Below are 21,290 nucleotides of genomic sequence, written 5' to 3' on the forward strand. Positions count from 1 at the left end.
TTTAGCGCAGCATTAAATTTGCTCTGTGCGGCTCTATTCAGGCAGTGACTATTAGCGTTTTCCTGGTTTAATTTGGCATTGGCTAAATATCTTTTGCCAATAATCAATATGTTCCTTCATTGCGATTTGGTAGTCAGCAAAGTGTTGATAGTGCTGTTGTTGAATATAGTCTTTAAACGCGGGTGAGAGGCTAGGGTGTTTTAACAGTGATTCTAGTTTCGGGCTTATTTGATAGTGGTAGTTATTTAGCTGACTCGCCACTACTTGAATTTTTTCAATAAAATATAATTGGAAAACGTTAAGTAAATAACTGAGATTTTGTTTAGTTTTAGCATTAGCAGAAGGGCACTTTTCAGCTAATTTTTGTTGGTGTAACCAAGATGTTGTATTTTCTAAATTTTCTTTCAGTAAGATCTGACTGCGCCATAGATTGGCTAATAAAGCGGACTTAGCGACATTGTGTAGATGGGTTTCCAGCTCATGAGAGTCGATACTCGAGCTTTGTAGACTTTGCGCTAAAAAAGTTAAGGCCAAGAGTGTTTCACCTAGGCCATCACGCTCATCGCCGATGATAAAACCGCTGTTTGAACTCAAGCCTTGTTTCATTTCTGTGCTGGTTTGTAACATATCTGCCCAAGCAATGATTAAAGACTGACTTTTAACATTTAACCAAGCTTGCAGCTTTATCTTGAGCTGTGCATCTTGAGTTTGAGCAATGCAGTCTTCGAGGCTTGTTATGATGGTTTTTTCATACAGAAAGCGGGTGGAAGGCAATTGTAGTTTGCCTAGCGTCGTATTGCGCTGCGCAATTATGGTGGCTAACTGACAATGTTGCAGCTGGTAAAATTCGGCGAGTTTGATTGTGGTTTCTGGCTGGTCTTGGCGTAAGTCAGATAAGGTAGGATAAGCGGGCAAAGACACATTGTTATAAGCAGCGTTTGGCTGCTCAAGCACTGAGGCCATTCTTTGTTGATATGTTTTTAGGTCTTCGGCTAATTGTTGGCTTGGTTTACAGGCCACTAACAGACAAATTAGACCAGTTAAAAATAGCTTAATATAATTGCGTTTATGGCTAATACAGTTGCTCGTCATCGGCACTTACGCCTAGTTCTAATTTTCTCGACAGTGCGTTTATATGCATATTAAGGTGGATTGGACTACAGCAATTCGCACAATCTTCAAAATAGTCCTGATCTCCCTCACTATAGTCTAAGTCAATATGCATAGGATGCCCGCAATGGGGGCAGGTAATGGTGGTATGTTTTATGTTCATGGATAAACTACCTCAATTTATGCTTTTGTATTAGAAGCTATGCTGCGCCCTCCATCTATGGCTATGATTTGGCCCGTGACATAACTTGCGTTGATTAAAAATTCTATCGCATGAGCGATGTCTAACATTGATCCCAGTTTTTGCAGTGGGATTTGTTTTAAAATGTTGGCTTTGTCTTCTTCAGCTAATGGGTTTTCAGGCCAAAGTATGGCCCCAGGTGCTAAGCCATTCACTCTGACCTGTGGAGCCAGTTCTTGTGCTAAGGATTTGGTCATAGTGACCAATGCTGATTTTGCCATACAATAAAGAGTATGGCTTCTAAGTGGATGGCTTGCATGGATATCGACCATGTTTATTATAACCCCCTTATTTTGTTGTAAGGTGGCGTGACAATATTGCGCTAAAAACAGTGGGGCTTGCATATTACTGCCTACTAAATTAAACCAGTCGTTTTCACTTATGGTGCCAATAGGGGTAGGGTAAAATGCAGAGGCATTATTAATTAAGGCATCTAGTTTTCCAAAAGCCTCAATGGCTTTTTGCGCAACAACTTCGGTATCTTTGATACTGGATAGCGATCCTTGCACTAACTTAACCGAATCGGCTCTGCCTGCGTTTAGTTCATTACTTAGAGCAATCGCTTGTTGTTCAGATTGTTGGTAGTGTAAGACAATATTCCATCCTAATTGATGGAAGTATTGAACGGTGGCGGCACCGATGCGTTTTGCACCACCGGTAACTAACATGACTTTTGCATTCATTTACATTTCTATTTTCTTTTTAACTTAGTGTAAGCATACCGTGTCAGCCTTTTGATCTGGAAGTATATTATTCCATGTTTTTTAAGGTAGCCTGTGCTGACTGAAGGTAATGGCCACCAAACATTAATGCGTGATTAAGAACATGGTAGAGTTGATAAACGGGTCGGCGATATTCGTAACCTGCATCGAGTGGCCAATAGTCTTGATAACCCTGATAAAAAGCATCAGGTAAGCGAGCAAATAATTCTGTCATGGCAATATCTGTTTCGCGATCACCAAAATACAGCGCTGGATCAAAGAGTGTAGGGGTGTTTTTGCAAAATCCGCTATTTCCTGACCATAAATCCCCATGTAACATGCTTGATACAGGTGAATGCCCGCCGAGTAAGTTTTTTATAGTGACAACGACTTTATTGATGTCTGCCAGTTGATGGCCTTTTTCCGCAAGCAGTTGCAGCATAAACCCAATGCGTTGTTCTGCAAAAAAGTGACACCATTTCTTTTGCCATTGATTGGGCTGGGGCGTCAAGCCAATAAAATTGTCTTCTTGCCAGCCATACATATTTTGAGTCTGGGTTTTATGTTGCTGAGCCAATAATTGTCCAAACTGATACCAGTTGCCAGACTGGCCTTCGCTAAAGGTAAGATACTCGAGTACTAAGAATGCACTTTCTTCGACAACCCCAGAGCAAATGACTTTTGGAACTTTAAACAATTGTGCTTTTGCTAAATGTTCAAGCCCATCACTTTCGGCTTGAAAGTTTGCTTGATAAACATCTTGGTTAGTTTTAACAAAAAAGCGCCTGCGCCCGTCAGTAATTTTAAAGGCTTTGTGTGAGTTCCCTGTAGTAATTTCTCTAATGTCATCACAGATAAATTCTTTATCGAGTGTCTTTGATATTTCTTCACTGATGAAATGCCACATAAAGTTAACCATAAGCAAGTGTTTTGCCTAATTATGGTCGAGGTTTTGCTTTTGTATGTTCGATTACGCTATTTATATTAGATTTTTTAGATTAATGAGTAATTAAAGCCAGTTGATATTTATTATGGCTAATGATGTCACTGAGTTGCAAAAAGGTCTGATACGTTGAATCAATAAGGACTTTATTGGCGAGCCACCAGGGGACGTTACCGGAGGCGTTACCGGTGCCTTGATAGTTAATTTCGATTAAGTCGGGATCTATTTTAGTTACCGTCCATTGTCCTTGAATATTGGTCATCCGCACTGTGTTTTTTTGCTTTGGGTATTGTTGACCCACATCTTGGATATTAATGACGATGTTGTCGCCTTCTATATGTGTAATAGACTGTGTCACCATGTCTCTGTTTTGCATAGGCCAAGGCGCTGAAAAAGTACTTTGCACAATATTAATATTTGAATCACCACCTTTTATTAACCTAAGGTCAATACAATTATCTATCCATTGGGGTCCTTGACTTAAGTCATTCAGCAAACGCAGTAATGAACTAGGTGATGCTTTAACTACGGTTTTAGCCCAAATTTCTTTCTGAGGCTGTAAACTACCATCTTGAGAAATATGGCGGCTTAATACCTCAATTGGACCTTTAGACTTTTCTAGCACCCATTGTTCCTCGCTATGGGCGGGGTTAATCGTTAAAAAACACAACAGCAATAGCGCTATCTTCCTGTTAAACGTCATTGTGCATTGCATCAAGTGCTCTCTTATTTGTATAATCGCCTACCGCTCTGAATGGTAACAGAGCTTATTATCTTAACACCCCAAATGGGTGTTTTTTTATGAATTGCAACTAGAGCTCGACTCTTAATGCATTGCAACTTGCACGTGGCGCTTGGTAGGTGTCACCACTGCGTAAGGATTTAATATGCCCATAATTACACTTCCCGACGGTAGTCAACGTCAATTCGACAAAGCCGTTTCAACTTTAGATGTTGCCCTCGATATTGGTCCCGGTTTAGCTAAAGCAACTATCGCTGGTAAAGTTAATGGCGTCTTGGTTGATGCCTGCGATCTTATTGACCAAGACGCAACACTGCAGATTATTACCGCGAAGGACCAAGAAGGGATCGAAATCATTCGACATTCTTGTGCACACTTAATTGGTCACGCTATTAAGCAACTTTATCCTGACGTTAAAATGGCTATTGGGCCGGTTATTGATAATGGTTTTTATTATGACGTGGATTTAGATACGCCCTTAAATGAAGCGGATTTAGTCAAAATAGAAAAACGGATGTTGGAGTTGGCTAAAACAAATTACGATGTTGTTAAACAAGTTGTGAGTTGGCAAGAAGCCCGCGACACGTTTGAGCAACGTGGCGAATTGTATAAGATGCAGATCTTGGATGAAAATATTCCGAAAGACAGCACACCTGCTTTGTATCATCACGATGAATATACCGACATGTGTCGTGGTCCCCACGTACCTAACATGCGTTTTTGCCAGCAATTCAAATTAATGAAAGTGGCCGGGGCTTATTGGCGCGGTAATAGTGACAATAAAATGTTGCAACGCATTTATGGTACTGCTTGGTCTGATAAAAAACAGCTAGCGGCTTATTTACAACGTTTAGAAGAAGCCGAGAAGCGTGACCACCGTAAAATTGGTAAAGCACTTGATTTGTTTCACTGGCAAGAAGAAGCGCCAGGTATGGTGTTTTGGCACAACGACGGTTGGACTATTTATACCCAGCTTGAAAAGTTCGTGCGTGAAAAACTCGGCAACTATGACTACGACGAAGTAAAAGGCCCCTTAATGATGGACCGTTCTTTGTGGGAGCGTTCTGGCCATTGGGAAAAATACGCTGATGCGATGTTTACCACGGTATCTGAAAAACGTGAATACGCCATCAAGCCGATGAACTGTCCTGGACACGTTCAAATATTCAATCAAGGTTTAAAGTCATACCGTGATCTGCCTTTGCGTATGGCTGAGTTTGGTTGTTGCCATCGCAACGAACCATCAGGTGCCTTGCACGGCTTAATGCGGGTACGTGGTTTTACTCAAGATGACGCTCATATCTTCTGTACCGAAGAACAAATGTTAGATGAGGTCGGTGGCTGTATCGATATGATTTACGATACATACAAAACCTTCGGTTTTGAAGAAATTGTGGTTAAATTATCGACGCGACCTGAAAAACGAGTAGGTAGTGAAGAAGTTTGGGACAAAGCAGAGCAAGCATTAGCCACCGCGTTGAAGAGTAAAAACATAGATTTTAGCTATTTACCGGGTGAAGGAGCCTTTTATGGTCCTAAAATTGAATTTACTTTACATGATTGTTTAGATCGTGCGTGGCAATGTGGTACAGTACAGCTCGATTTTTCTATGCCAGACCGTTTAGGGTCAACTTATGTTGCTGAAAACGGCGAAAGAAAAGTCCCAGTAATGATCCACAGGGCTATTTTAGGCTCGATTGAACGTTTTATTGGTATTCTAATTGAAGAGTATGCGGGCCTATTTCCACTATGGTTGGCCCCGACCCAAGCAATTGTAATGAATATTACCGACAATCAAGCTGAATATTGTCAAATTGTGGTGAAAAAACTGAAAGAAAGTGGATTTAGAGTAAAGTCTGACTTGAGAAATGAGAAGATTGGCTTTAAAATCCGCGAGCACACGCTTAAGCGCGTCCCGTACTTGTTAGTCGTTGGTGATAAAGAAATGGAAGCCGGCGAAATTGCAGTACGCTCTCGCAAGGGTGATGACCTAGGGAAAATGTCAATAGAGGCATTTATCCAGCACGCAAGTGCTGAGGTCGCAAACAAACAAATCCGATAAATTTCGTGGAGGAATGACATATTAAAGGCGCTAACATTAAGGCTAAAGATCCGAATAAAGCTCGGATTAACGATGAAATAACGGCAAAAGAAGTCCGTTTGGTTGGTAAAGATGGTGAGCAGATTGGCGTAGTGTCAATTCGTGAAGCGATTGAAACTGCTGAGCAATCAAGTTTAGATTTGGTTGAGATTAGCCCTAATGCAGAGCCGCCCGTATGCAAAGTAATGGATTACGGGAAATTCATCTTCGAAAAAAGCAAGTCTCTAAAAGAGCAAAAGAAAAAACAGAAGCAAATTCAGGTCAAGGAGATTAAATTTCGCCCTGGCACTGATGAAGGCGATTACCAGGTAAAACTGCGCAACCTGCGTCGCTTTCTAGAAGCGGGTGACAAGGCTAAAGTAACGATCCGTTTCCGCGGACGTGAAATGGCCCACCAAGAGATAGGTATTAATCAATTAACTCGAGTTAAAGCCGATTTAGATGATATTGCCAACTGCGAATCTTTCCCTAATAGGGTAGAGGGTCGTCAGATGATCATGGTGCTTGCCCCAATTAAGAAGTAGTTAAGGTCTACAAGTAATCAGGACTCTGCCCCCTGACTCACCTTGCTACATTGTAATCACTAAACTTATCGTTTCTGCAAAACTTTAAGTTATTAACAATGCGGAGTTTTAGCAATGCCTAAAATGAAAACAAACCGTGGAGCAGCCAAGCGTTTTAGAAAAACCGCTTCTGGCCGTTTCAAAAGCAAGCAGTCTCATTTGCGTCACATTTTGACAAAAAAGAGCTCTAAACGTAAACGTCACCTACGTGGCAAAAAATTAGTTCATACGTCGGATACAGCACTTATCCAACGCATGTTACCGTACGTTTAAGAGGAGACTGAATAATGGCAAGAGTAAAACGTGGTGTTGTTGCACGTGCCCGTCACAAGAAGGTACTGAAGCAAGCCAAAGGTTATTACGGAGCTCGTAGTCGAGTTTATCGTGTTGCTGTACAAGCAGTAACAAAAGCAGGTCAATATGCATATCGTGACCGTCGTCAGAAAAAACGTCAATTCCGTCAATTGTGGATTGCACGTATTAACGCTGCCGCACGTCAAAACGGTTTGTCTTATAGTCGCTTCATCAATGGCTTGAAAAAAGCTTCTGTTGAAATCGATCGTAAGATACTGGCCGATATCGCGGTTCATGACAAAAATGCATTTAGCGCATTAGTAAATGCCGCTAAAGGTGCATTAGCTTAATATTAAACACTAAGTTTAAGTTCTTTCGGAAAACGGCGAGCATGATGCTCGCCGTTTTTCGTTTTAAGTCTAAAAATCTCACAATTAAGCCTTAGAGTGTTAATTTATCAAGACTTTTTCTTTTTATCGGTAGCGGGTCTATATCCGGATCGTGTAGAATTACCGGTCATTTTTTAAGTATCTTTATAAGATACGTATTATCTAATTCAAATTGAGGAAAGTATGGATCTCGATGCCATAATTGCACAAGCCGAAGCACAGATTAATGAGGCACAAGATGCAGTGTCCTTAGATTCAGTACGTGTTGATTTCATGGGTAAAAAGGGCTTATTAACTGAGCAACTTAAAAGCCTAGGTAAATTAAGTGCGGAAGAACGCCCGGCGGCTGGACAGCGTATTAATGATGCCAAACAACTTGTGCAACAGTTGATACAAGCTCGTGGTGAGGTATTACGCAGCGCAGAGCTAGAGCTTAAACTAGCCAGTGAGAAGATCGATGTTAGCCTACCAGGTCGTGGCCTTGGTATGGGCGGGTTGCATCCGGTTACGCGCACGATTAATCGTATCGAAAGTTTCTTCAATGAATTGGGTTTCCAAGTTAAAACAGGGCCAGAGGTTGAAGACGGTTTTCATAACTTCGACGCCTTGAATATTCCGGCTAATCATCCTGCTAGAGCCGATCATGATACCTTTTATTTTAATCCAGATGTAATGCTCAGAACGCAAACCTCTGGCGTGCAAATTAGAACCATGGAGGTGGAAAAACCACCTTTACGGATTATATCGCCCGGTCGCGTTTATCGGAACGACTACGACCAAACCCATACACCCATGTTTCATCAGGTTGAAGGTTTAATGGTCGATAAAAATGTCAGTTTTGCTGAGTTGAAAGGCATACTGCATGACTTTTTAAACAATTTTTTTGAAGCTGACCTGCAGGTTCGTTTTCGTCCTTCTTATTTTCCCTTTACCGAGCCCTCTGCTGAAGTAGACGTCATGGGTAAAAATGGTAAATGGTTGGAAGTATTGGGTTGTGGAATGGTCCATCCCAATGTACTTAGAGCGGTGAATATTGACCCTGAAATTTACACGGGTTTTGCTTTTGGTATGGGCGTTGAGCGCTTAACGATGCTGCGTTATGAAGTAAATGATTTACGCGCATTTTTTGAAAATGATTTACGTTTCCTTAAGCAATTTAATTAAGTCGAGTTGAGAATATGAAATTTAGTGAAAAGTGGTTAAGGGAATGGGTCAATCCGAGTATCAGCAGTGAGCAGTTGTCTGAGCAGCTTAGTATGGCTGGCCTTGAAGTTGATGGAATGGATGCGGTCGCAGGTGATTTTAGCGGCATTGTAGTGGGCGAAGTGGTTGAATGTGGCCAACACCCTGATGCGGATAAACTGCGCGTGACCAAAATTAATGTTGGCGAAGATGAATTGCTTGATATTGTTTGTGGTGCTCCCAATTGTCGCCAAGGTTTAAAAGTCGCCGTCGCTAAAATTGGTGCTGTGTTGCCTGGCGATTTTAAAATCAAGAAAGCTAAATTACGCGGACAGCCTTCTAATGGTATGTTGTGTAGTTTTTCTGAGTTAGGTATTTCAGATGATCATAGTGGCATAATTGAGTTGCCATTAGACGCTCCAGTTGGCGTCGATATTCGTGCCTACTTGCAATTGGATGACTTAGCCATAGAAGTTGATTTAACGCCTAATCGCGCCGATTGCCTAGGTATTAAAGGTTTGGCCCGTGAAGTGGGCGTACTCAATGGCCTTGAAGTGTGCACACCTGTTGTCAAGCCTGCCTTAGTATCAATTGACGATACCCGTGCAATTAAATTAGATGCACCACAAGCTTGCCCGCGATATTTAGGTCGTATCATTAAAAATATTAACCTTGATGCAATTACCCCACTTTGGATGGTTGAAAAACTGCGTCGTTCAGGGGTTAGAAGCATTGATCCGGTGGTAGATGTGACTAACTTTGTATTATTAGAGTTAGGCCATCCCATGCACGCCTTTGATAACGACAAGCTGCAAGGTGCGGTTATTGTGCGTTTAGCGCATAAAGATGAAAAGATAACCCTGCTAGATGGTAATGAAGTCACGCTGAAACCAGATACCTTGGTTATTGCCGATGAAAATAAGGCCTTAGCGATGGCTGGTATTTTTGGTGGATTGGACTCTGGTGTTACTGAACAAAGCAAAGACATCTTCTTAGAAAGTGCTTTTTTTGCGCCTGATTTAATTCGTGGTAAAGCGCGACTTTATGGTTTGCATACTGATGCTTCTCATCGCTATGAACGTGGTGTCGATCCACAATTACAACGCACAGCCATGGAACGAGCGAGCAATTTGTTGCTTGATATTGTTGGTGGTGAGGCGGGTCCCATTGTTGAAGCAGTGAGCGAGTCAAACATCCCTCAAGAGAAGCCCGTAAGTTTGCGTCAAGCGCGCTTAAGTAAAGTCTTAGGTATAGAAATCGAGAAAGACAAAGTAAGTGATATTCTTACTCGCCTTGGTTTTCATGTTACTTTTGCACAAGGTAAGTGGACAACAATAGTCCCTGCATATCGTTTTGATATTAGTATTGAAGAAGACCTTATTGAAGAAATAGCGCGGGTATTTGGCTATAACCAAATACCTAACATTGCGCCGGTTGCCAGCTTGAGTATGTCCAAACATCAAGAACAAAAGGTGCAATTGGATGAGCTAAAACGTAGCTTAGTGGATAATGATTATCAAGAGGCAATTACCTATTCTTTTGTTGATCCTAAGATCCAAAGTCTGCTTTTTCCTGATGTTAGTGGCTTAGTATTGCCGCATCCAATCTCGGTAGAGATGTCGAGCATGCGGGTTAGCTTGTGGCCAGGTTTGTTACAGGTAGTATCTTACAATCAAAAGCGCCAGCAAGGCCGAGTGAGATTATTTGAGTCGGGTTTACGTTTTATCCCCAATGCAAATGAAAAAACTGGGGTGTTACAGCAAGCAGTTATTGGTGGTGTCGTAAGTGGCTTGGTGAGCGATGAACATTGGGCACAAGCAACACGTCCTGTAGACTTTTTCGATCTTAAAGCTGATGTTGAGCGTTTGTTGGCGACAACTGGTCGCTCTGATTTTAGATTTGAAGCCTGTTCTCATAGTGCTCTGCATAGTGGTCAGGCTGCGGCCATTTATTGTGGTGATCAATGTATTGGTTACATGGGTGCAATTCATCCGCAATTTGAGAAAAAACTCGGAATTAATGGTCGTACTTTTGTGTTTGAACTTGAAATTAGCCAGTTAGGGTTAAAAAAACTACCTCAAGCAAAAGAAATTTCAAAATTTCCGGCAAATCGACGTGACATTGCAATCGTTGTAGACGATGATAAAGTTGTTGGTGAAATTTTGAGTTGCATAGAAAAATTTCGCGCAAATCAATTAGTTGGCCTAAACTTATTCGACGTGTATAGAGGGAAGGGGATTGCACCTGGCTTTAAGAGCTTAGCAATATCTGTAATATTACAAGATAAAACCAGAACACTAGAAGAACACGAAATTCAAACATTTGTTGATGGCATTCTGACGGAATTGTCAGAAAAATTTGGGGCATCTTTGAGGGATTGACGATATGGCGTTAACCAAGGCCGAAATGGCTGAACACTTATTTGAAAAGTTAGGAATGAATAAACGAGACGCGAAAGAACTCGTTGAAACTTTTTTCGAAGAAGTGCGTGAAGCTTTAGAATCTGGAGAGCAGGTAAAATTATCAGGTTTTGGTAATTTTGACTTGCGTCAGAAAAATGAAAGACCTGGGCGTAATCCTAAAACGGGGGAAGATATTCCTATTAAAGCGCGCCGTGTAGTGACGTTTAGACCGGGTCAAAAACTGAAAAGTCGGGTTGAAAATACCAAACCCATAGAGTAACTGAATCTAAGGGTAATAAAAAACCGGCGCATTTTGCCGGTTTTTTATTAATTTAAAGATAGAGCTATAAAACAGATACCAGTGATTTGGCTAAGCTGTCGACATTTTTAAGGCTTATCCCTGCAATATTGACGCGACTTGACTCAACAAAATAAACACTGTGTTTATCCCGCATAGCCATCACTTGCTCGGGTGAAATACATAAATATGAAAACATACCTTTCTGGCGATTAACAAAATCAAAATCACGGTCAGCGCCATACTCTTTTAATTTATTGACTAATAGTGCTCTTAAATCTTGCATGCGACTGCGCATCATTTCTACTTCATTGATCCACTCGGCGCGCAAATCAGCATTGCTTAAGACGATGTCCACTAAGGCGCCGCCATATGAAGGAGGCATAGAATAGATAGCTCGAGCGATCGATTGAATTTGAGTTTGAATCGCATTGCGCGTCACGCTGTTTTGCGTAACCATCAAGGCTAGACCAACACGCTCACGATACAAACCAAAGTTTTTTGAACATGACGCAGCAATAATTACTTCGGGTAAGTTGTTAACTAACAAACGTGTGCCGAAGGCATCATCTTCTAAGCTGTCACCAAAACCTAAATAAGCAACGTCTATAAACGGTATAAAGCCGGTTTTCTGGGCTAACTCAAGTACAATTTGCCATTGCTCTTTAGTTAAGTCAGCGCCTGTTGGATTATGGCAACATCCATGAAGCAAGACGACATCACCCGCTTTAACTTTTTCTAAGCATTCAACCATGGCATCAAAGCGGATGCTGGCTTGGCTTTTATCAAAGTAGGGATAGGTTTCAATTTTTAATCCGGCATTACCAATTAAGGGAATATGATTCGCCCAAGTCGGATCACTAACCCATACTGTTGTATTTGTATTACAACGCTTAATGAGTTCTGACAATATACGCAAAGAGCCACAGCCACCTGGGGCTTGCACAGCTGCCACACGGTTTGCTAATACAACCGGATTAGCCTTACCCAGTAACAACTCAATCATGCCATCGATATAGCCTTGAACCCCTTGTGGAGTGATATAGGTTTTAGAAGTTTCTGTATCGAGCAATATCTTTTGTGCTTTGGCAATCGAGCTCAAAATTGGAGTCCGGCCTTCTTCATCTTTATAGACACCTACACCTAAATCAATTTTAAGTGGGTTAGGGTCGGCTTTAAATGCGGCGGATAAGCCCAAAATAGGATCGGCGGGAAGTTGCGGTAATACTTCAAACATAGGGTTCCTCAAAAACTCAAGATGATAGGCAGGTTAGGGTGGTCATTATGCCACCGACGCTGCAAATTTCGAGACAAATAGTAACTAATTTATGTTGAATTGATAGTTTTGTTCAGAAACACAGTTTGCTGTGTTGCTAAATGTGCGCTCACACCAACTTACACGGTTGTGCTTGTCTACTTTTAATATTGTTGATGAACGTGTTCCATAGTTTTCACCCTGAATAAAGATGGATGAAAGTCTGCGTTCCCAATCGATTGGCACACCAGTTTGAGGTAGTTCGTGATCTAATGCGGGAGTTGTGTCTAACAATAAGTCAAATAAGGCTGTAAATTCAACGTTGTGACTGTCTTGCTCACCTTGTTCACAGTAGGCTTTTAATCTTGTTACACCCTTATTCAGCTTGGGCCAAGGGCTGTTTAAACTGGCGTTTGATAAGCCATAAAAACCCTGAGTCAAAGTCGATATTTGGTCAAGATGGTTGTTATATACTTTGAGATTATTCCACGGCCCATAAAGCAAGTTATAGCCGTTGTAGTGCTGTTTAGTTCGCTGTAAATCAACTTCATAGTCAACTTTTGGCTGACATAAATAGTGGCTGACAAGTTTACCACGACTAATCGCATCCTGCTGAATACTGTCAGGTGCGCGAATATTGGTCAGTGCTGCAATGTTTCCCGCTTGATTAATGCCCATCCACGTCCCACCTGCTTGCTCGTCAATGCCAGCCAGAACTTGCTTTTGTTCGCCCCAAAAATGTGAGGGCAAGGTCGGGCGATTAAAAAACTCATCCCGATTTGCCGCTATAATTAGCGGGTAATGCTCATGTTGTTCAATGGCGACAAAGAGTATGCACACAGGGATTATTTACTTTTTTGTTGGTCAACACGCTTGAAGAGCGCTTGAGTTTTATCAATAAAAACGGTGGTTTCCACTGAACCACTAATATTGTAAGCCGGTGGTAAGAGGGTCAAATTGTAACTAGGACGACTACTAAAATCATCACTGTTAAAGAAGCCAAAGATTACTAGCGGTGCCAGTATCAGCGTAGACATAAGCAGAGCAATGGCATTGCGTCTGATGGGAGGCTGATGAAAGGCAATAAATAAGCTGAGCCACAGAAAACCTACAATAATTAAACCAACAATAACCAGTTCTAACCACATAAACCAAGAGCCAGGATTCATGTTAAACATAATAAAAGACTGTAATAAATTCAGCACAAAAAAGACCAGGGTAATAATTAAAGTAAGGTTTATTTGATTAATTAAATGACTTTCTTTTTTTACTACTTTTGCTAGAACCGCAAAACTCAGAGGCCATAAACTAATAACCGCTAGTTGCCCTAATTCACTGGGCAAGGCTGCAATGATTTTAAATTCACTCACGGTGCCAATGTATTTAGACAGTAATAAATAGCTTAGACAAGCAAAGCTTAAACACACGGCTAAAAAAGCCTTGTTCAACCAACTGAGGTTTTCTTCAAGTTCACTTAAGGGCATCGCTTTAGGTAATGGGGCTTTGGTATCTATGATCCTAAGACGAGTTCGGCCAATTTTAATGATGTCATTTGGCTGTAAAGTCGCATGTTTCATAAACTTATTATTAATTTTAATGCCATTGGTTGATTGGCAATCATTAACCATTAATAAGCCTGATTCTGGATCTATCGCAACTAGCATGTGACTTGGACATACATAAGGGTCATCGAGCCGCAGGTCATTATTAAAATCTCGGCCTACACATACATAATCCTGGTCAAATTTATAATGCTTAAGTGGCATGTTTTTGCGTGATAACAGCTCTAATACTATTGCCATTCGATAGCATCCATAAATTGTTTGGTGAAACTAAGTGCTGAATCTTTTGCTACGCCAGCGAGGGTAAAGTGACTAATCAGACCTTGTTCTTTATGATCTAAGGTAGCGCCAATAAATAGCACATCGTAGAGTTCAGCAAATTCTTTATAGGCGCGTACACACAAAACAGTTTTACTCGAAACGTTATTTTTATTTGTGACTTTACTGTTTTCACATTGGTAATTAGTCACATCGGTTTTAGTGGCGGCATTGCCAGCCCCAGCTCCGATAACGCTACTGTTATACAGTGAATAAAACCGGTTTTCTCCCAACTTTTGGCCATTCAACCATTCAAACTCTAATTCAATTCCACCACTTCGTAAGCCACCATGTAAGAAAATCTGTTCATCCAAACGACAGCGATTTTCTACTGACAGGAATAGAGCCTCTTCATTATTGGTATTTGAATCTCCCCAACAAGACAGAAACTCGCCAATTTTAGTCGGCACATTTGCCTGACCTAATGGTGCCATTTGCCAAGTCGCATTTTGCAACTTGCTCAACAATTCTGTTTGGTTTTGCATTAATTGCTGCTGAATAGTTGATTTGAACTCGCTAATAGGGAGAGGCTCGTCAGCATGTTTTGTTAAAAGCTGTTCAATTTTACTTAAAGGGATTAAAAAACCGATTTGATTACCCGCAGTCGCGACATTGACTCCCATCACGTGGCCATTTTCATTAACCACTGGGCCGCCGCTCATGCCAGGATTGATTGAGCCAGTAAAATGAATACGCTGATAAAAACTGTTTTTCTTAATGCCATTAAACGTACCAGGAACGACTATCATGCCAAGATCATGAGGGTTTCCTAGAGAATAGATGGTGGTACCTTGATTGGGTAAACTAGTAGCAATAGGAAAGATATCTTCCAAGGCATTTAATTCTGTTTTTCGGACAAGAGCCAAATCATTGACCACATCAAAATTAATTAACTGCAGGGGACCACTCTCACCATCAATAGTGAGGTATTCAATCCGATATTTATCGGGATCGTAAACGTACTCTGATACAACATGGTAATTGGTGATCATGTTGCCTTGTGGGTCGATTTGAAATCCAGAGCCGATGGAAGACTTATTGCCCGACTCCAACTCTATTATACGAATTTGATAAAGGGCGGATTGGTACTGGCTAAATAGGTTTTGCGCGGTTTGTTGACTTTGGGCATAGGCACTAAACAAAAACAACAGAATTAAAAAATGTCTCAATAGAATCTTCCTGTAAAAAAAGTAACGTAGATTGTTCCGCACAAGCTTTTGATTTAGGTGATGCTGTGGCTCGACAAAATGCACTAGTTAGTGCGAACATTGTCACAGTTTTGATTGCACAAGCCAAGAATGAAATGGGAAAACTATTAAATACTCCGATTCTATCAGCAGAAATTCCTAGAATAGGTAATAAATTTAGCTGTTGGTTAGGGCAGCGCGTACTTAAATCAATGGGCTGGGGTTTTTCTGGAGAATTTCCAGCTCATCCTAAGATGATTATTGCTGTTGCCCCGCATACTTCAAATTGGGACTTTGTTATTGGTATTGCTGTCGCATTTTCTCTGCGTTTAAAAATCACCTTTTTTGGCAAACACAGCCTGTTTATACCTCCTTTTGCTTATTTTATGCGAAAGTGGGGTGGTATACCGGTAGAGCGCTCACAGTCACATGGTGTTGTAGAGCAAATGGCACAAGCCATGGTTAATGCCGATAAAATGGTATTGTGTATAGCGCCTGAGGGAACTCGCAGCCGAATTGAACGCTGGAAAACCGGCTTTTTACAAATTGCCTACAAAGCCAATGTACCGGTAGTTTTAGTCGCATTTGATTATAAGAAAAAACAGATTGAATTTGGTCCTTCGCTCATGATCGGTGATGATATGCAATACGAGTTAAATCGAATATATACCTATTTTAGCCATGTGCACGGAAAGTATCCCAACAATGTGGCCACCATCGTTGTACCTCACACTGGAGATAAAGATTGAATAACAAAGGCTTTACCACTCGCCTGATCCACGCAGACCGTTTAATAAACCAGCCTGAGTTCGGCGCCGTTCACCAATCAACTAATAACTCAGTATTATTTGAATTTAAACAGGCACAAGAGTTGGTTGACGTATTTCAGGGTAAACAGATGGGCCACGTTTATTCACGCTCCTCGTCATCTTCAACAGTTGCTTTGCAAAATATTTTAAACCATCTTGAAGGTGGTGTTGGTGCAATAACTTTTGCGACAGGGATGGCAGCCATTACTGCCACGATGTTGAGCTTATTTAAAGCAGGTGATCATCTTATTCTGAGCCGATTTCTGTTCGGCAATACCCGAAGTTTATCTGAAACCTTGGAAAGCTTAGGCATTGAACTGAGTTTTGTAGATGTGACCGATATCAAGCAAGTTGAAAAGGCACTGCAAGGCAATACAAAAGCAGTGTATCTGGAAACTATCGCCAATCCTGTCACTCAAGTCGCTGATTTAAGGGCTATAGGACAATGGTGTCAGGCTAATCATTTGTTGTTTATGATTGATACCACCATGACTCCACCCAATCTGTTTGACGCCAAATCAGTGTTGGCATCACTCACTATTACTTCGTTAACTAAATATATCGCTGGCCATGGCAATGTATTAGGTGGGGCAGTGGTTGATTGTGGATTATATGATTGGACAAAGTTTGACAATATACTGCCTATCTATCGTGGTACTGAGCCGAAGATGTGGGGCTTAACCCAGATACGTAAGCGCGGTTTGCGCGATATGGGCGCCACCCTTGCTCCTGAGTCGGCCCACGCTATTTCTATTGGTTTAGAAACCTTAGTACTGCGAACCCAAAGAACCTGCGACAACGCTTTACGTTTGGCAAACTATCTTCAATCCCATACAAAAATATCTGCCGTGTATTATCCTGGATTGCCTCAACATCCTCAGCATCTGCTAGCCAAACAGTTATTTAGAGGTTTTGGTGGTGTACTGAGCTTGGACTTAGTTGAGGGCATCGATCCTATCGCCTTTTTAGATCAGCTTAAATTAGTGATATGTGCCACACATTTGGGTGATACTCGTACTTTAGCTCTGCCTGTCGCTTCAACTATTTACTTTGAGTGCAGTGCAGAACAAAGAAAAGAGATGGGGGTAAATGACAATATGATACGGATGTCGATTGGTATTGAAGATTTTGAGGATATTGTCGCTGACTTTGAACAAGCGTTTGCCTCACTGTAAAACAGGTGTAGTTTACTTAACATCAATGTTTACCGCTTAAATATTGATATAAACCTCAACTAACCGATTAGGCGAGTTCTATTTCCAAATCAGTTAAAGGATAACAGCAGCAGGGCAGTATTTCGTCGTCATCAATGTAAGCTAAAGGGAAGGTGAGGTATTCAACCTCACCTTTAATTAACTTTGTACGACAAGCGCCACAAAAACCTTCCCGGCAATGAAAATGCACAGTAATGTCTTGAATCTCAATACTTTCTAGTAAAGATTTTTGTGGCTGATGCAGGATAGTTTGATGGTGCTTTATACAAACCTGCAAACTATCCTTGTTATTACTCATATTGATTAAAGGTCAAAATCACCAAAATCTTCTGCATTCACTTCAGAGTCTATTTGACCTACTAAATAAGAGCTTATTTCCGATTCCTGCGGTGCCACTTGCACATTATCTGAATTTAAATAATTATTCATCCAAGGTAGTGGGTTACTTTTGATTTTGAAAGGCTGACCCAAACCAATAGCTGACATGCGGTGATTAGCAATAAACTCAACATACTGACACAATATTTCTTTGTTGAGGCCGATCATAGAACCTTGCTGAAATAAATATGCAGCCCATTCTTTTTCTTGCTGTACCGCATTTAAAAAGATTTGAGTCGCTTCTTCTTTACATTCTTCTGCTATTTCAGCCATCTCCGGATCATCTTTCCCTTTGGCCCATAAATTTAAGATGTGCTGAGTTGAAGTAAGGTGCAGGTTTTCATCACGTGCTATCAGACGAATAATTTTAGAATTACCCTCCATTAACTCCCGTTCGGCAAAAGCAAAAGTACAGGCAAAAGAAACATAAAAGCGTATCGCTTCTAATGCGTTAACTGAGTTCATGCATAAAAAAAGTTTCTTCTTTAATTCACGCATAGAAATAGTGTGAGCTACACCATTTACCGTGTGTAAACCTTCACCTTGAGTTTGCCATAACTGAGTAGCAAAAATAAGATCGTCATAGTATTTAGAAATATCGGCTGCGCGTTTTTTAATTTCTTGGTTTTCAACAATATCATTAAAAATGCTACTAGGATCACCAAACAGGTTACGTAATATATGAGTATAAGAACGTGAGTGAATCGTTTCGAAAAACGACCAGGTCTCAACCCAAGTTTCGAGTTCTGGAATAGAAATGATCGGCAGAAAAGCGATATTTGGACTGCGCCCCTGAATTGAATCAAGGAGAGTTTGATATTTCAAATTAGAAATAAAAATGTGCTTTTCTGACTCGCTTAATTTTTGAAAATCAACCCGATCTTTACTGACGTCAACTTCCTCTGGGCGCCAAAAGAAACTGATTTGTTTCTCAATTAACTTTTCAAAAATTTGATGTTTTTGTTGATCGTAGCGTGCCACATTGACCGGGTTGCCAAAAAACATCGGCTCAGTCAAAGGGTTGTTACTAATTTGGTTAAACGTTGTATATTTCATAGTTGATTTATGCGGCCATATCAGATTAAAACCACGTCCACCCCAAAGTTGTCACTCGAGGGTGGCGTTATTAGGCGTTATATTTTACAGGCGCCACCTGCACAATCGTCATCTTCTTCAATGATCACTTCTTGAGCTACTGATTTACTAGTAGGTAAGGCTTGCTGTGACGCATCATTCGCACCGTCACGGGTATTGTGATAGTACAGCGTCTTGATGCCTAATTTGTAAGTGGTCAGTAAGTCTTGAAGTAACAACTTCATCGGTACTTTACCGCCTTCATACTTATTAGGATCATAACTGGTGTTAGCAGAAATCGTTTGGTCGACAAATTTTTGCATGATACCTGTCAGTTGCAAATAACCCTCATTTGAAGGTAAATCCCACAATAATTCGTATTTATCTTTTAGGCGCTCATATTCAGGTACAACCTGTTTCAGTACGCCATCTTTACTTGATTTAATACTGATATGACCGCGTGGTGGTTCAATACCATTAGTGGCATTCGATATTTGCGAAGATGTCTCAGAGGGCATTAAGGCTGATAATGTACTGTTACGTAAGCCGTATTGTTTTATATCTGCACGCAAGCTATCCCAATCACAATGCAATGGTTCATTACAAATTTTATCTAATTCTTTTTTATAGGTATCAATCGGCATTAAGCCTTGATAGTAAGTTGTTTCGTTAAACTTAGGACAGGCGCCTTTTTCTTTAGCTAAATTACAAGATGCTCGCATCAGGTGATATTGCATGGCTTCAAAGGTTCTGTGCACTAAGCCATTGGCACTGCCATCGGAATACTTAACGCCATTTTTAGCTAAATAATATGCAAAGTTAATAACACCTATGCCTAAAGTTCGGCGTCCCATCGTGGCATTAAATGCAGCTGGAACCGGATAGTCTTGATAATCTAATAAGCTATCTAAGGCTCGTACAGATAAATCCGCCATTTCAGCAAACTCATCTAGGCTTTCAATTGCCCCTAAGTTAAAGGCAGATAGGGTACATAAAGCAATTTCACCATTTTCGTCATTTACATGCTGTAGAGGTTTAGTCGGTAAGGCTATTTCTAAACACAAATTACTTTGACGCACCGGCGCTAATTTCGGATTGAAAGGACTGTGAGTGTTGCAATGATCGACGTTTTGTAAATAGATGCGCCCTGTACTGGCACGTTCTTGCATAAATAGACTAAATAATTCGATAGCCTTAATTTGCTTTTTACGAATGCTTGCATCTTGTTCATATTGTACATAAAGCTTTTCAAATTCATCTTGGTCGGCAAAAAATGAATCGTATAAACCAGGCACATCAGAGGGGCTGAATAATGTAATGTACTGATCTTTGATCAATCGTGTGTACATTAATTTATTAAATTGCACGCCGTAATCTAAGTGGCGAACCCGATTTTCCTCTACACCACGGTTGTTTTTAAGCACCAATAACGATTCAACTTCTAAGTGCCAAAGAGGAAAAAATAAGGTTGCAGCACCGCCCCTAACGCCACCTTGAGAGCAGCTTTTAACTGCGGTTTGGAAATGCTTATAAAAAGGAATACAGCCGGTATGATAGGCTTCACCACCACGAATTGCGCTGCCTAAAGCTCGAATACGACCGGCATTGACGCCAATTCCAGCACGCTGACTGACATATTTTACAATGGCGCTTGCTGTGGCATTAATAGAATCTAAACTGTCGCCCGCTTCAATCAAAACACAGGAGCTGAACTGTCGAGTAGGTGTTCTAACCCCCGCCATAATTGGCGTAGGCAAGGATATTTTAAATTTGGAGGTGGCATCGTAGAAACGTTTGATGTAGTCCATACGCGTTTCTTTTTCATAGTTGGCAAATAAACAGGCGGCCACAAGTATATATAAAAACTGCGCACTCTCGTAGATTTCACCAGTCACTCGGTTTTGTACCAAGTATTTGCCTTCAAGCTGTTTAACTGCGGCATAACTGAAGTTCATATCACGCCAATGGTCCATATGCTTATCCATTTCAGCAAATTCTGCTTCGCTGTAATCTTCGAGCAAGTGTTTGTCATACTTGCCTTTGGCAACCATGCTTTTGACTTGCTCGAGTAATGTAGGAGGCTCAAAGCGGCCATAGGCTTTTTTACGTAGATGAAAAATAGCTAAACGGGCTGCCATATATTGATAATCTGGCGCCTCAGTAGAAATTAAGTCAGCAGCTGAGCGGATCAACGTCTCATGGATATCAGCGGTTTTAATACCATCATAAAACTGAATATGTGCTTTTATTTCAACTTGTGAAACTGACACATTATTTAGATCATTTGCTGCCCACTCAACTACTTTGTGGATCTTGTCTAAATCGATAATTTCGCGTTCGCCATTGCGCTTAGTGACGTAGAGATCATTAGTCATGTATTTGCCGTTTTTATTTTAGTTTAACTTCAAAATGGAAAGGGGATTTAGGTGCATCCAAGCCCATTATCTTTAGTTTGTCGTTAATTCACTCTTTCTAGCTATTACGGCAAAAATGACCGCTCTCGTTTGTGGTGTAATCAACAACAGAA

The 21,290-nt window shown here is 40.9% G+C and carries 21 protein-coding genes; 9 read left to right on the plus strand and 12 right to left on the minus strand.

What is annotated here, in order from left to right:
• Window positions 1-51: 51 nt before the first annotated feature.
• The 5 genes from ABKW31_RS05610 to ABKW31_RS05630 form a co-directional block, all read right to left on the minus strand.
• Window positions 52-1,092: a DUF3080 family protein gene (locus ABKW31_RS05610; protein ID WP_348615292.1), complete on the minus strand. Its 1,041-nt coding sequence runs from the start codon at window positions 1,090-1,092 to the stop codon at window positions 52-54.
• Window positions 1,073-1,273, minus strand: a complete 201-nt coding sequence (locus ABKW31_RS05615) for a CPXCG motif-containing cysteine-rich protein (RefSeq protein ID WP_348615293.1) — start codon at window positions 1,271-1,273, stop codon at window positions 1,073-1,075. Before ABKW31_RS05615 ends, ABKW31_RS05610 begins: the two co-directional genes overlap by 20 nt.
• 17 nt (window positions 1,274-1,290) lie before the next feature.
• Window positions 1,291-2,034 carry a pteridine reductase gene (locus ABKW31_RS05620; RefSeq protein ID WP_348615294.1) on the minus strand — a complete coding sequence of 248 codons (744 nt, stop codon included), beginning with the start codon at window positions 2,032-2,034 and terminating at the stop codon, window positions 1,291-1,293.
• Window positions 2,035-2,101: 67 nt separating this feature from the next.
• Window positions 2,102-2,971, minus strand: coding sequence for a fructosamine kinase family protein (locus tag ABKW31_RS05625; protein WP_348615295.1), 870 nt, complete (start codon window positions 2,969-2,971; stop codon window positions 2,102-2,104).
• Between the two features lie 79 nt (window positions 2,972-3,050).
• The gene (locus ABKW31_RS05630; protein WP_348615296.1) at window positions 3,051-3,698 is read right to left on the minus strand and encodes a hypothetical protein; all 648 of its coding nucleotides are present in this window, start codon (window positions 3,696-3,698) and stop codon (window positions 3,051-3,053) included.
• Between the two features lie 184 nt (window positions 3,699-3,882).
• Here ABKW31_RS05630 and thrS point away from each other — a divergent pair, with 184 nt between their 5' ends.
• The 7 genes from thrS (at window position 3,883) to ihfA (ending at window position 10,948) form a co-directional block, all read left to right on the plus strand.
• Window positions 3,883-5,799, plus strand: coding sequence for a threonine--tRNA ligase (gene thrS / locus ABKW31_RS05635; RefSeq protein WP_348615297.1), 1,917 nt, complete (start codon window positions 3,883-3,885; stop codon window positions 5,797-5,799).
• Window positions 5,800-5,834: 35 nt separating this feature from the next.
• Complete coding sequence (infC, locus tag ABKW31_RS05640; RefSeq protein WP_348615648.1) at window positions 5,835-6,362, plus strand: translation initiation factor IF-3; 528 nt, start codon at window positions 5,835-5,837, stop codon at window positions 6,360-6,362.
• Between the two features lie 114 nt (window positions 6,363-6,476).
• Window positions 6,477-6,674: a 50S ribosomal protein L35 gene (gene rpmI, locus ABKW31_RS05645; RefSeq protein WP_348615298.1), complete on the plus strand. Its 198-nt coding sequence runs from the start codon at window positions 6,477-6,479 to the stop codon at window positions 6,672-6,674.
• A gap of 14 nt (window positions 6,675-6,688) precedes the next feature.
• Entirely contained in the window at window positions 6,689-7,045 is a 357-nt protein-coding gene (gene rplT, locus ABKW31_RS05650) for a 50S ribosomal protein L20 (RefSeq protein WP_068375759.1), read from the plus strand.
• A gap of 222 nt (window positions 7,046-7,267) precedes the next feature.
• Entirely contained in the window at window positions 7,268-8,248 is a 981-nt protein-coding gene (pheS, locus tag ABKW31_RS05655) for a phenylalanine--tRNA ligase subunit alpha (RefSeq protein ID WP_348615300.1), read from the plus strand.
• A gap of 14 nt (window positions 8,249-8,262) precedes the next feature.
• Window positions 8,263-10,647, plus strand: coding sequence for a phenylalanine--tRNA ligase subunit beta (gene pheT, locus ABKW31_RS05660; RefSeq protein WP_348615301.1), 2,385 nt, complete (start codon window positions 8,263-8,265; stop codon window positions 10,645-10,647).
• Window positions 10,648-10,651: 4 nt separating this feature from the next.
• The gene (gene ihfA, locus ABKW31_RS05665) at window positions 10,652-10,948 is read left to right on the plus strand and encodes an integration host factor subunit alpha (protein WP_348615303.1); all 297 of its coding nucleotides are present in this window, start codon (window positions 10,652-10,654) and stop codon (window positions 10,946-10,948) included.
• 64 nt (window positions 10,949-11,012) lie between these two features.
• Here the strand turns inward: ihfA and ABKW31_RS05670 are convergent, their stop codons facing one another.
• From ABKW31_RS05670 to ABKW31_RS05685, 4 genes are all read right to left on the minus strand, one after another.
• Window positions 11,013-12,203: an amino acid aminotransferase gene (locus tag ABKW31_RS05670; RefSeq protein ID WP_348615305.1), complete on the minus strand. Its 1,191-nt coding sequence runs from the start codon at window positions 12,201-12,203 to the stop codon at window positions 11,013-11,015.
• A gap of 84 nt (window positions 12,204-12,287) precedes the next feature.
• A complete protein-coding gene (locus tag ABKW31_RS05675; RefSeq protein WP_348615306.1) occupies window positions 12,288-13,061 on the minus strand; it encodes an NRDE family protein in 774 nt (257 codons plus the stop codon).
• Between the two features lie 5 nt (window positions 13,062-13,066).
• On the minus strand, window positions 13,067-14,023 hold the full coding sequence (locus ABKW31_RS05680) for an FHA domain-containing protein (protein WP_348615307.1): 957 nt from the start codon (window positions 14,021-14,023) through the stop codon (window positions 13,067-13,069).
• Window positions 14,014-15,270, minus strand: a complete 1,257-nt coding sequence (locus ABKW31_RS05685) for a serine protease (protein WP_348615308.1) — start codon at window positions 15,268-15,270, stop codon at window positions 14,014-14,016. Before ABKW31_RS05685 ends, ABKW31_RS05680 begins: the two co-directional genes overlap by 10 nt.
• Before the next feature lie 134 nt (window positions 15,271-15,404).
• Here ABKW31_RS05685 and ABKW31_RS05690 point away from each other — a divergent pair, with 134 nt between their 5' ends.
• Window positions 15,405-16,037 (plus strand): lysophospholipid acyltransferase family protein, encoded by a 633-nt coding sequence (locus ABKW31_RS05690; RefSeq protein WP_348615649.1) that lies wholly within the window; start codon window positions 15,405-15,407, stop codon window positions 16,035-16,037.
• Window positions 16,034-17,272, plus strand: coding sequence for a cystathionine gamma-synthase family protein (locus ABKW31_RS05695; RefSeq protein WP_348615309.1), 1,239 nt, complete (start codon window positions 16,034-16,036; stop codon window positions 17,270-17,272). Before ABKW31_RS05690 ends, ABKW31_RS05695 begins: the two co-directional genes overlap by 4 nt.
• Window positions 17,273-17,339: 67 nt before the next feature.
• On the opposite strand, the gene yfaE is transcribed toward ABKW31_RS05695, so the two are convergent.
• From yfaE to nrdA, 3 genes are all read right to left on the minus strand, one after another.
• The gene (gene yfaE, locus ABKW31_RS05700) at window positions 17,340-17,609 is read right to left on the minus strand and encodes a class I ribonucleotide reductase maintenance protein YfaE (RefSeq protein ID WP_348615310.1); all 270 of its coding nucleotides are present in this window, start codon (window positions 17,607-17,609) and stop codon (window positions 17,340-17,342) included.
• A 5-nt stretch (window positions 17,610-17,614) separates the two neighbouring features.
• Window positions 17,615-18,745 carry a class Ia ribonucleoside-diphosphate reductase subunit beta gene (gene nrdB, locus ABKW31_RS05705; protein WP_348615311.1) on the minus strand — a complete coding sequence of 377 codons (1,131 nt, stop codon included), beginning with the start codon at window positions 18,743-18,745 and terminating at the stop codon, window positions 17,615-17,617.
• Window positions 18,746-18,822: 77 nt separating this feature from the next.
• Window positions 18,823-21,138: a class 1a ribonucleoside-diphosphate reductase subunit alpha gene (gene nrdA, locus ABKW31_RS05710; RefSeq protein ID WP_348615312.1), complete on the minus strand. Its 2,316-nt coding sequence runs from the start codon at window positions 21,136-21,138 to the stop codon at window positions 18,823-18,825.
• Window positions 21,139-21,290 lie beyond the last annotated feature (152 nt).

Origin of the sequence: Paraglaciecola sp. 25GB23A (assembly GCF_040012495.1) — a bacterium.
Taxonomy (GTDB): domain Bacteria; phylum Pseudomonadota; class Gammaproteobacteria; order Enterobacterales; family Alteromonadaceae; genus Paraglaciecola.

Coding starts and splice junctions, on each gene's coding strand:
- nrdB (WP_348615311.1), bottom strand. CDS start 18,745: ATGAAATATACAACGTTTAACCAAATTAGTAACAACCCTTTGACTGAG.
- ABKW31_RS05625 (WP_348615295.1), bottom strand. CDS start 2,971: ATGGTTAACTTTATGTGGCATTTCATCAGTGAAGAAATATCAAAGACA.
- ABKW31_RS05610 (WP_348615292.1), bottom strand. CDS start 1,092: ATGACGAGCAACTGTATTAGCCATAAACGCAATTATATTAAGCTATTT.
- ABKW31_RS05690 (WP_348615649.1), top strand. CDS start 15,405: ATGGGAAAACTATTAAATACTCCGATTCTATCAGCAGAAATTCCTAGA.
- nrdA (WP_348615312.1), bottom strand. CDS start 21,138: ATGACTAATGATCTCTACGTCACTAAGCGCAATGGCGAACGCGAAATT.
- ABKW31_RS05670 (WP_348615305.1), bottom strand. CDS start 12,203: ATGTTTGAAGTATTACCGCAACTTCCCGCCGATCCTATTTTGGGCTTA.
- ABKW31_RS05615 (WP_348615293.1), bottom strand. CDS start 1,273: ATGAACATAAAACATACCACCATTACCTGCCCCCATTGCGGGCATCCT.
- ABKW31_RS05680 (WP_348615307.1), bottom strand. CDS start 14,023: ATGGCAATAGTATTAGAGCTGTTATCACGCAAAAACATGCCACTTAAG.
- pheT (WP_348615301.1), top strand. CDS start 8,263: ATGAAATTTAGTGAAAAGTGGTTAAGGGAATGGGTCAATCCGAGTATC.
- rpmI (WP_348615298.1), top strand. CDS start 6,477: ATGCCTAAAATGAAAACAAACCGTGGAGCAGCCAAGCGTTTTAGAAAA.
- thrS (WP_348615297.1), top strand. CDS start 3,883: ATGCCCATAATTACACTTCCCGACGGTAGTCAACGTCAATTCGACAAA.
- ABKW31_RS05630 (WP_348615296.1), bottom strand. CDS start 3,698: ATGACGTTTAACAGGAAGATAGCGCTATTGCTGTTGTGTTTTTTAACG.
- ihfA (WP_348615303.1), top strand. CDS start 10,652: ATGGCGTTAACCAAGGCCGAAATGGCTGAACACTTATTTGAAAAGTTA.
- pheS (WP_348615300.1), top strand. CDS start 7,268: ATGGATCTCGATGCCATAATTGCACAAGCCGAAGCACAGATTAATGAG.
- rplT (WP_068375759.1), top strand. CDS start 6,689: ATGGCAAGAGTAAAACGTGGTGTTGTTGCACGTGCCCGTCACAAGAAG.
- ABKW31_RS05620 (WP_348615294.1), bottom strand. CDS start 2,034: ATGAATGCAAAAGTCATGTTAGTTACCGGTGGTGCAAAACGCATCGGT.
- yfaE (WP_348615310.1), bottom strand. CDS start 17,609: ATGAGTAATAACAAGGATAGTTTGCAGGTTTGTATAAAGCACCATCAA.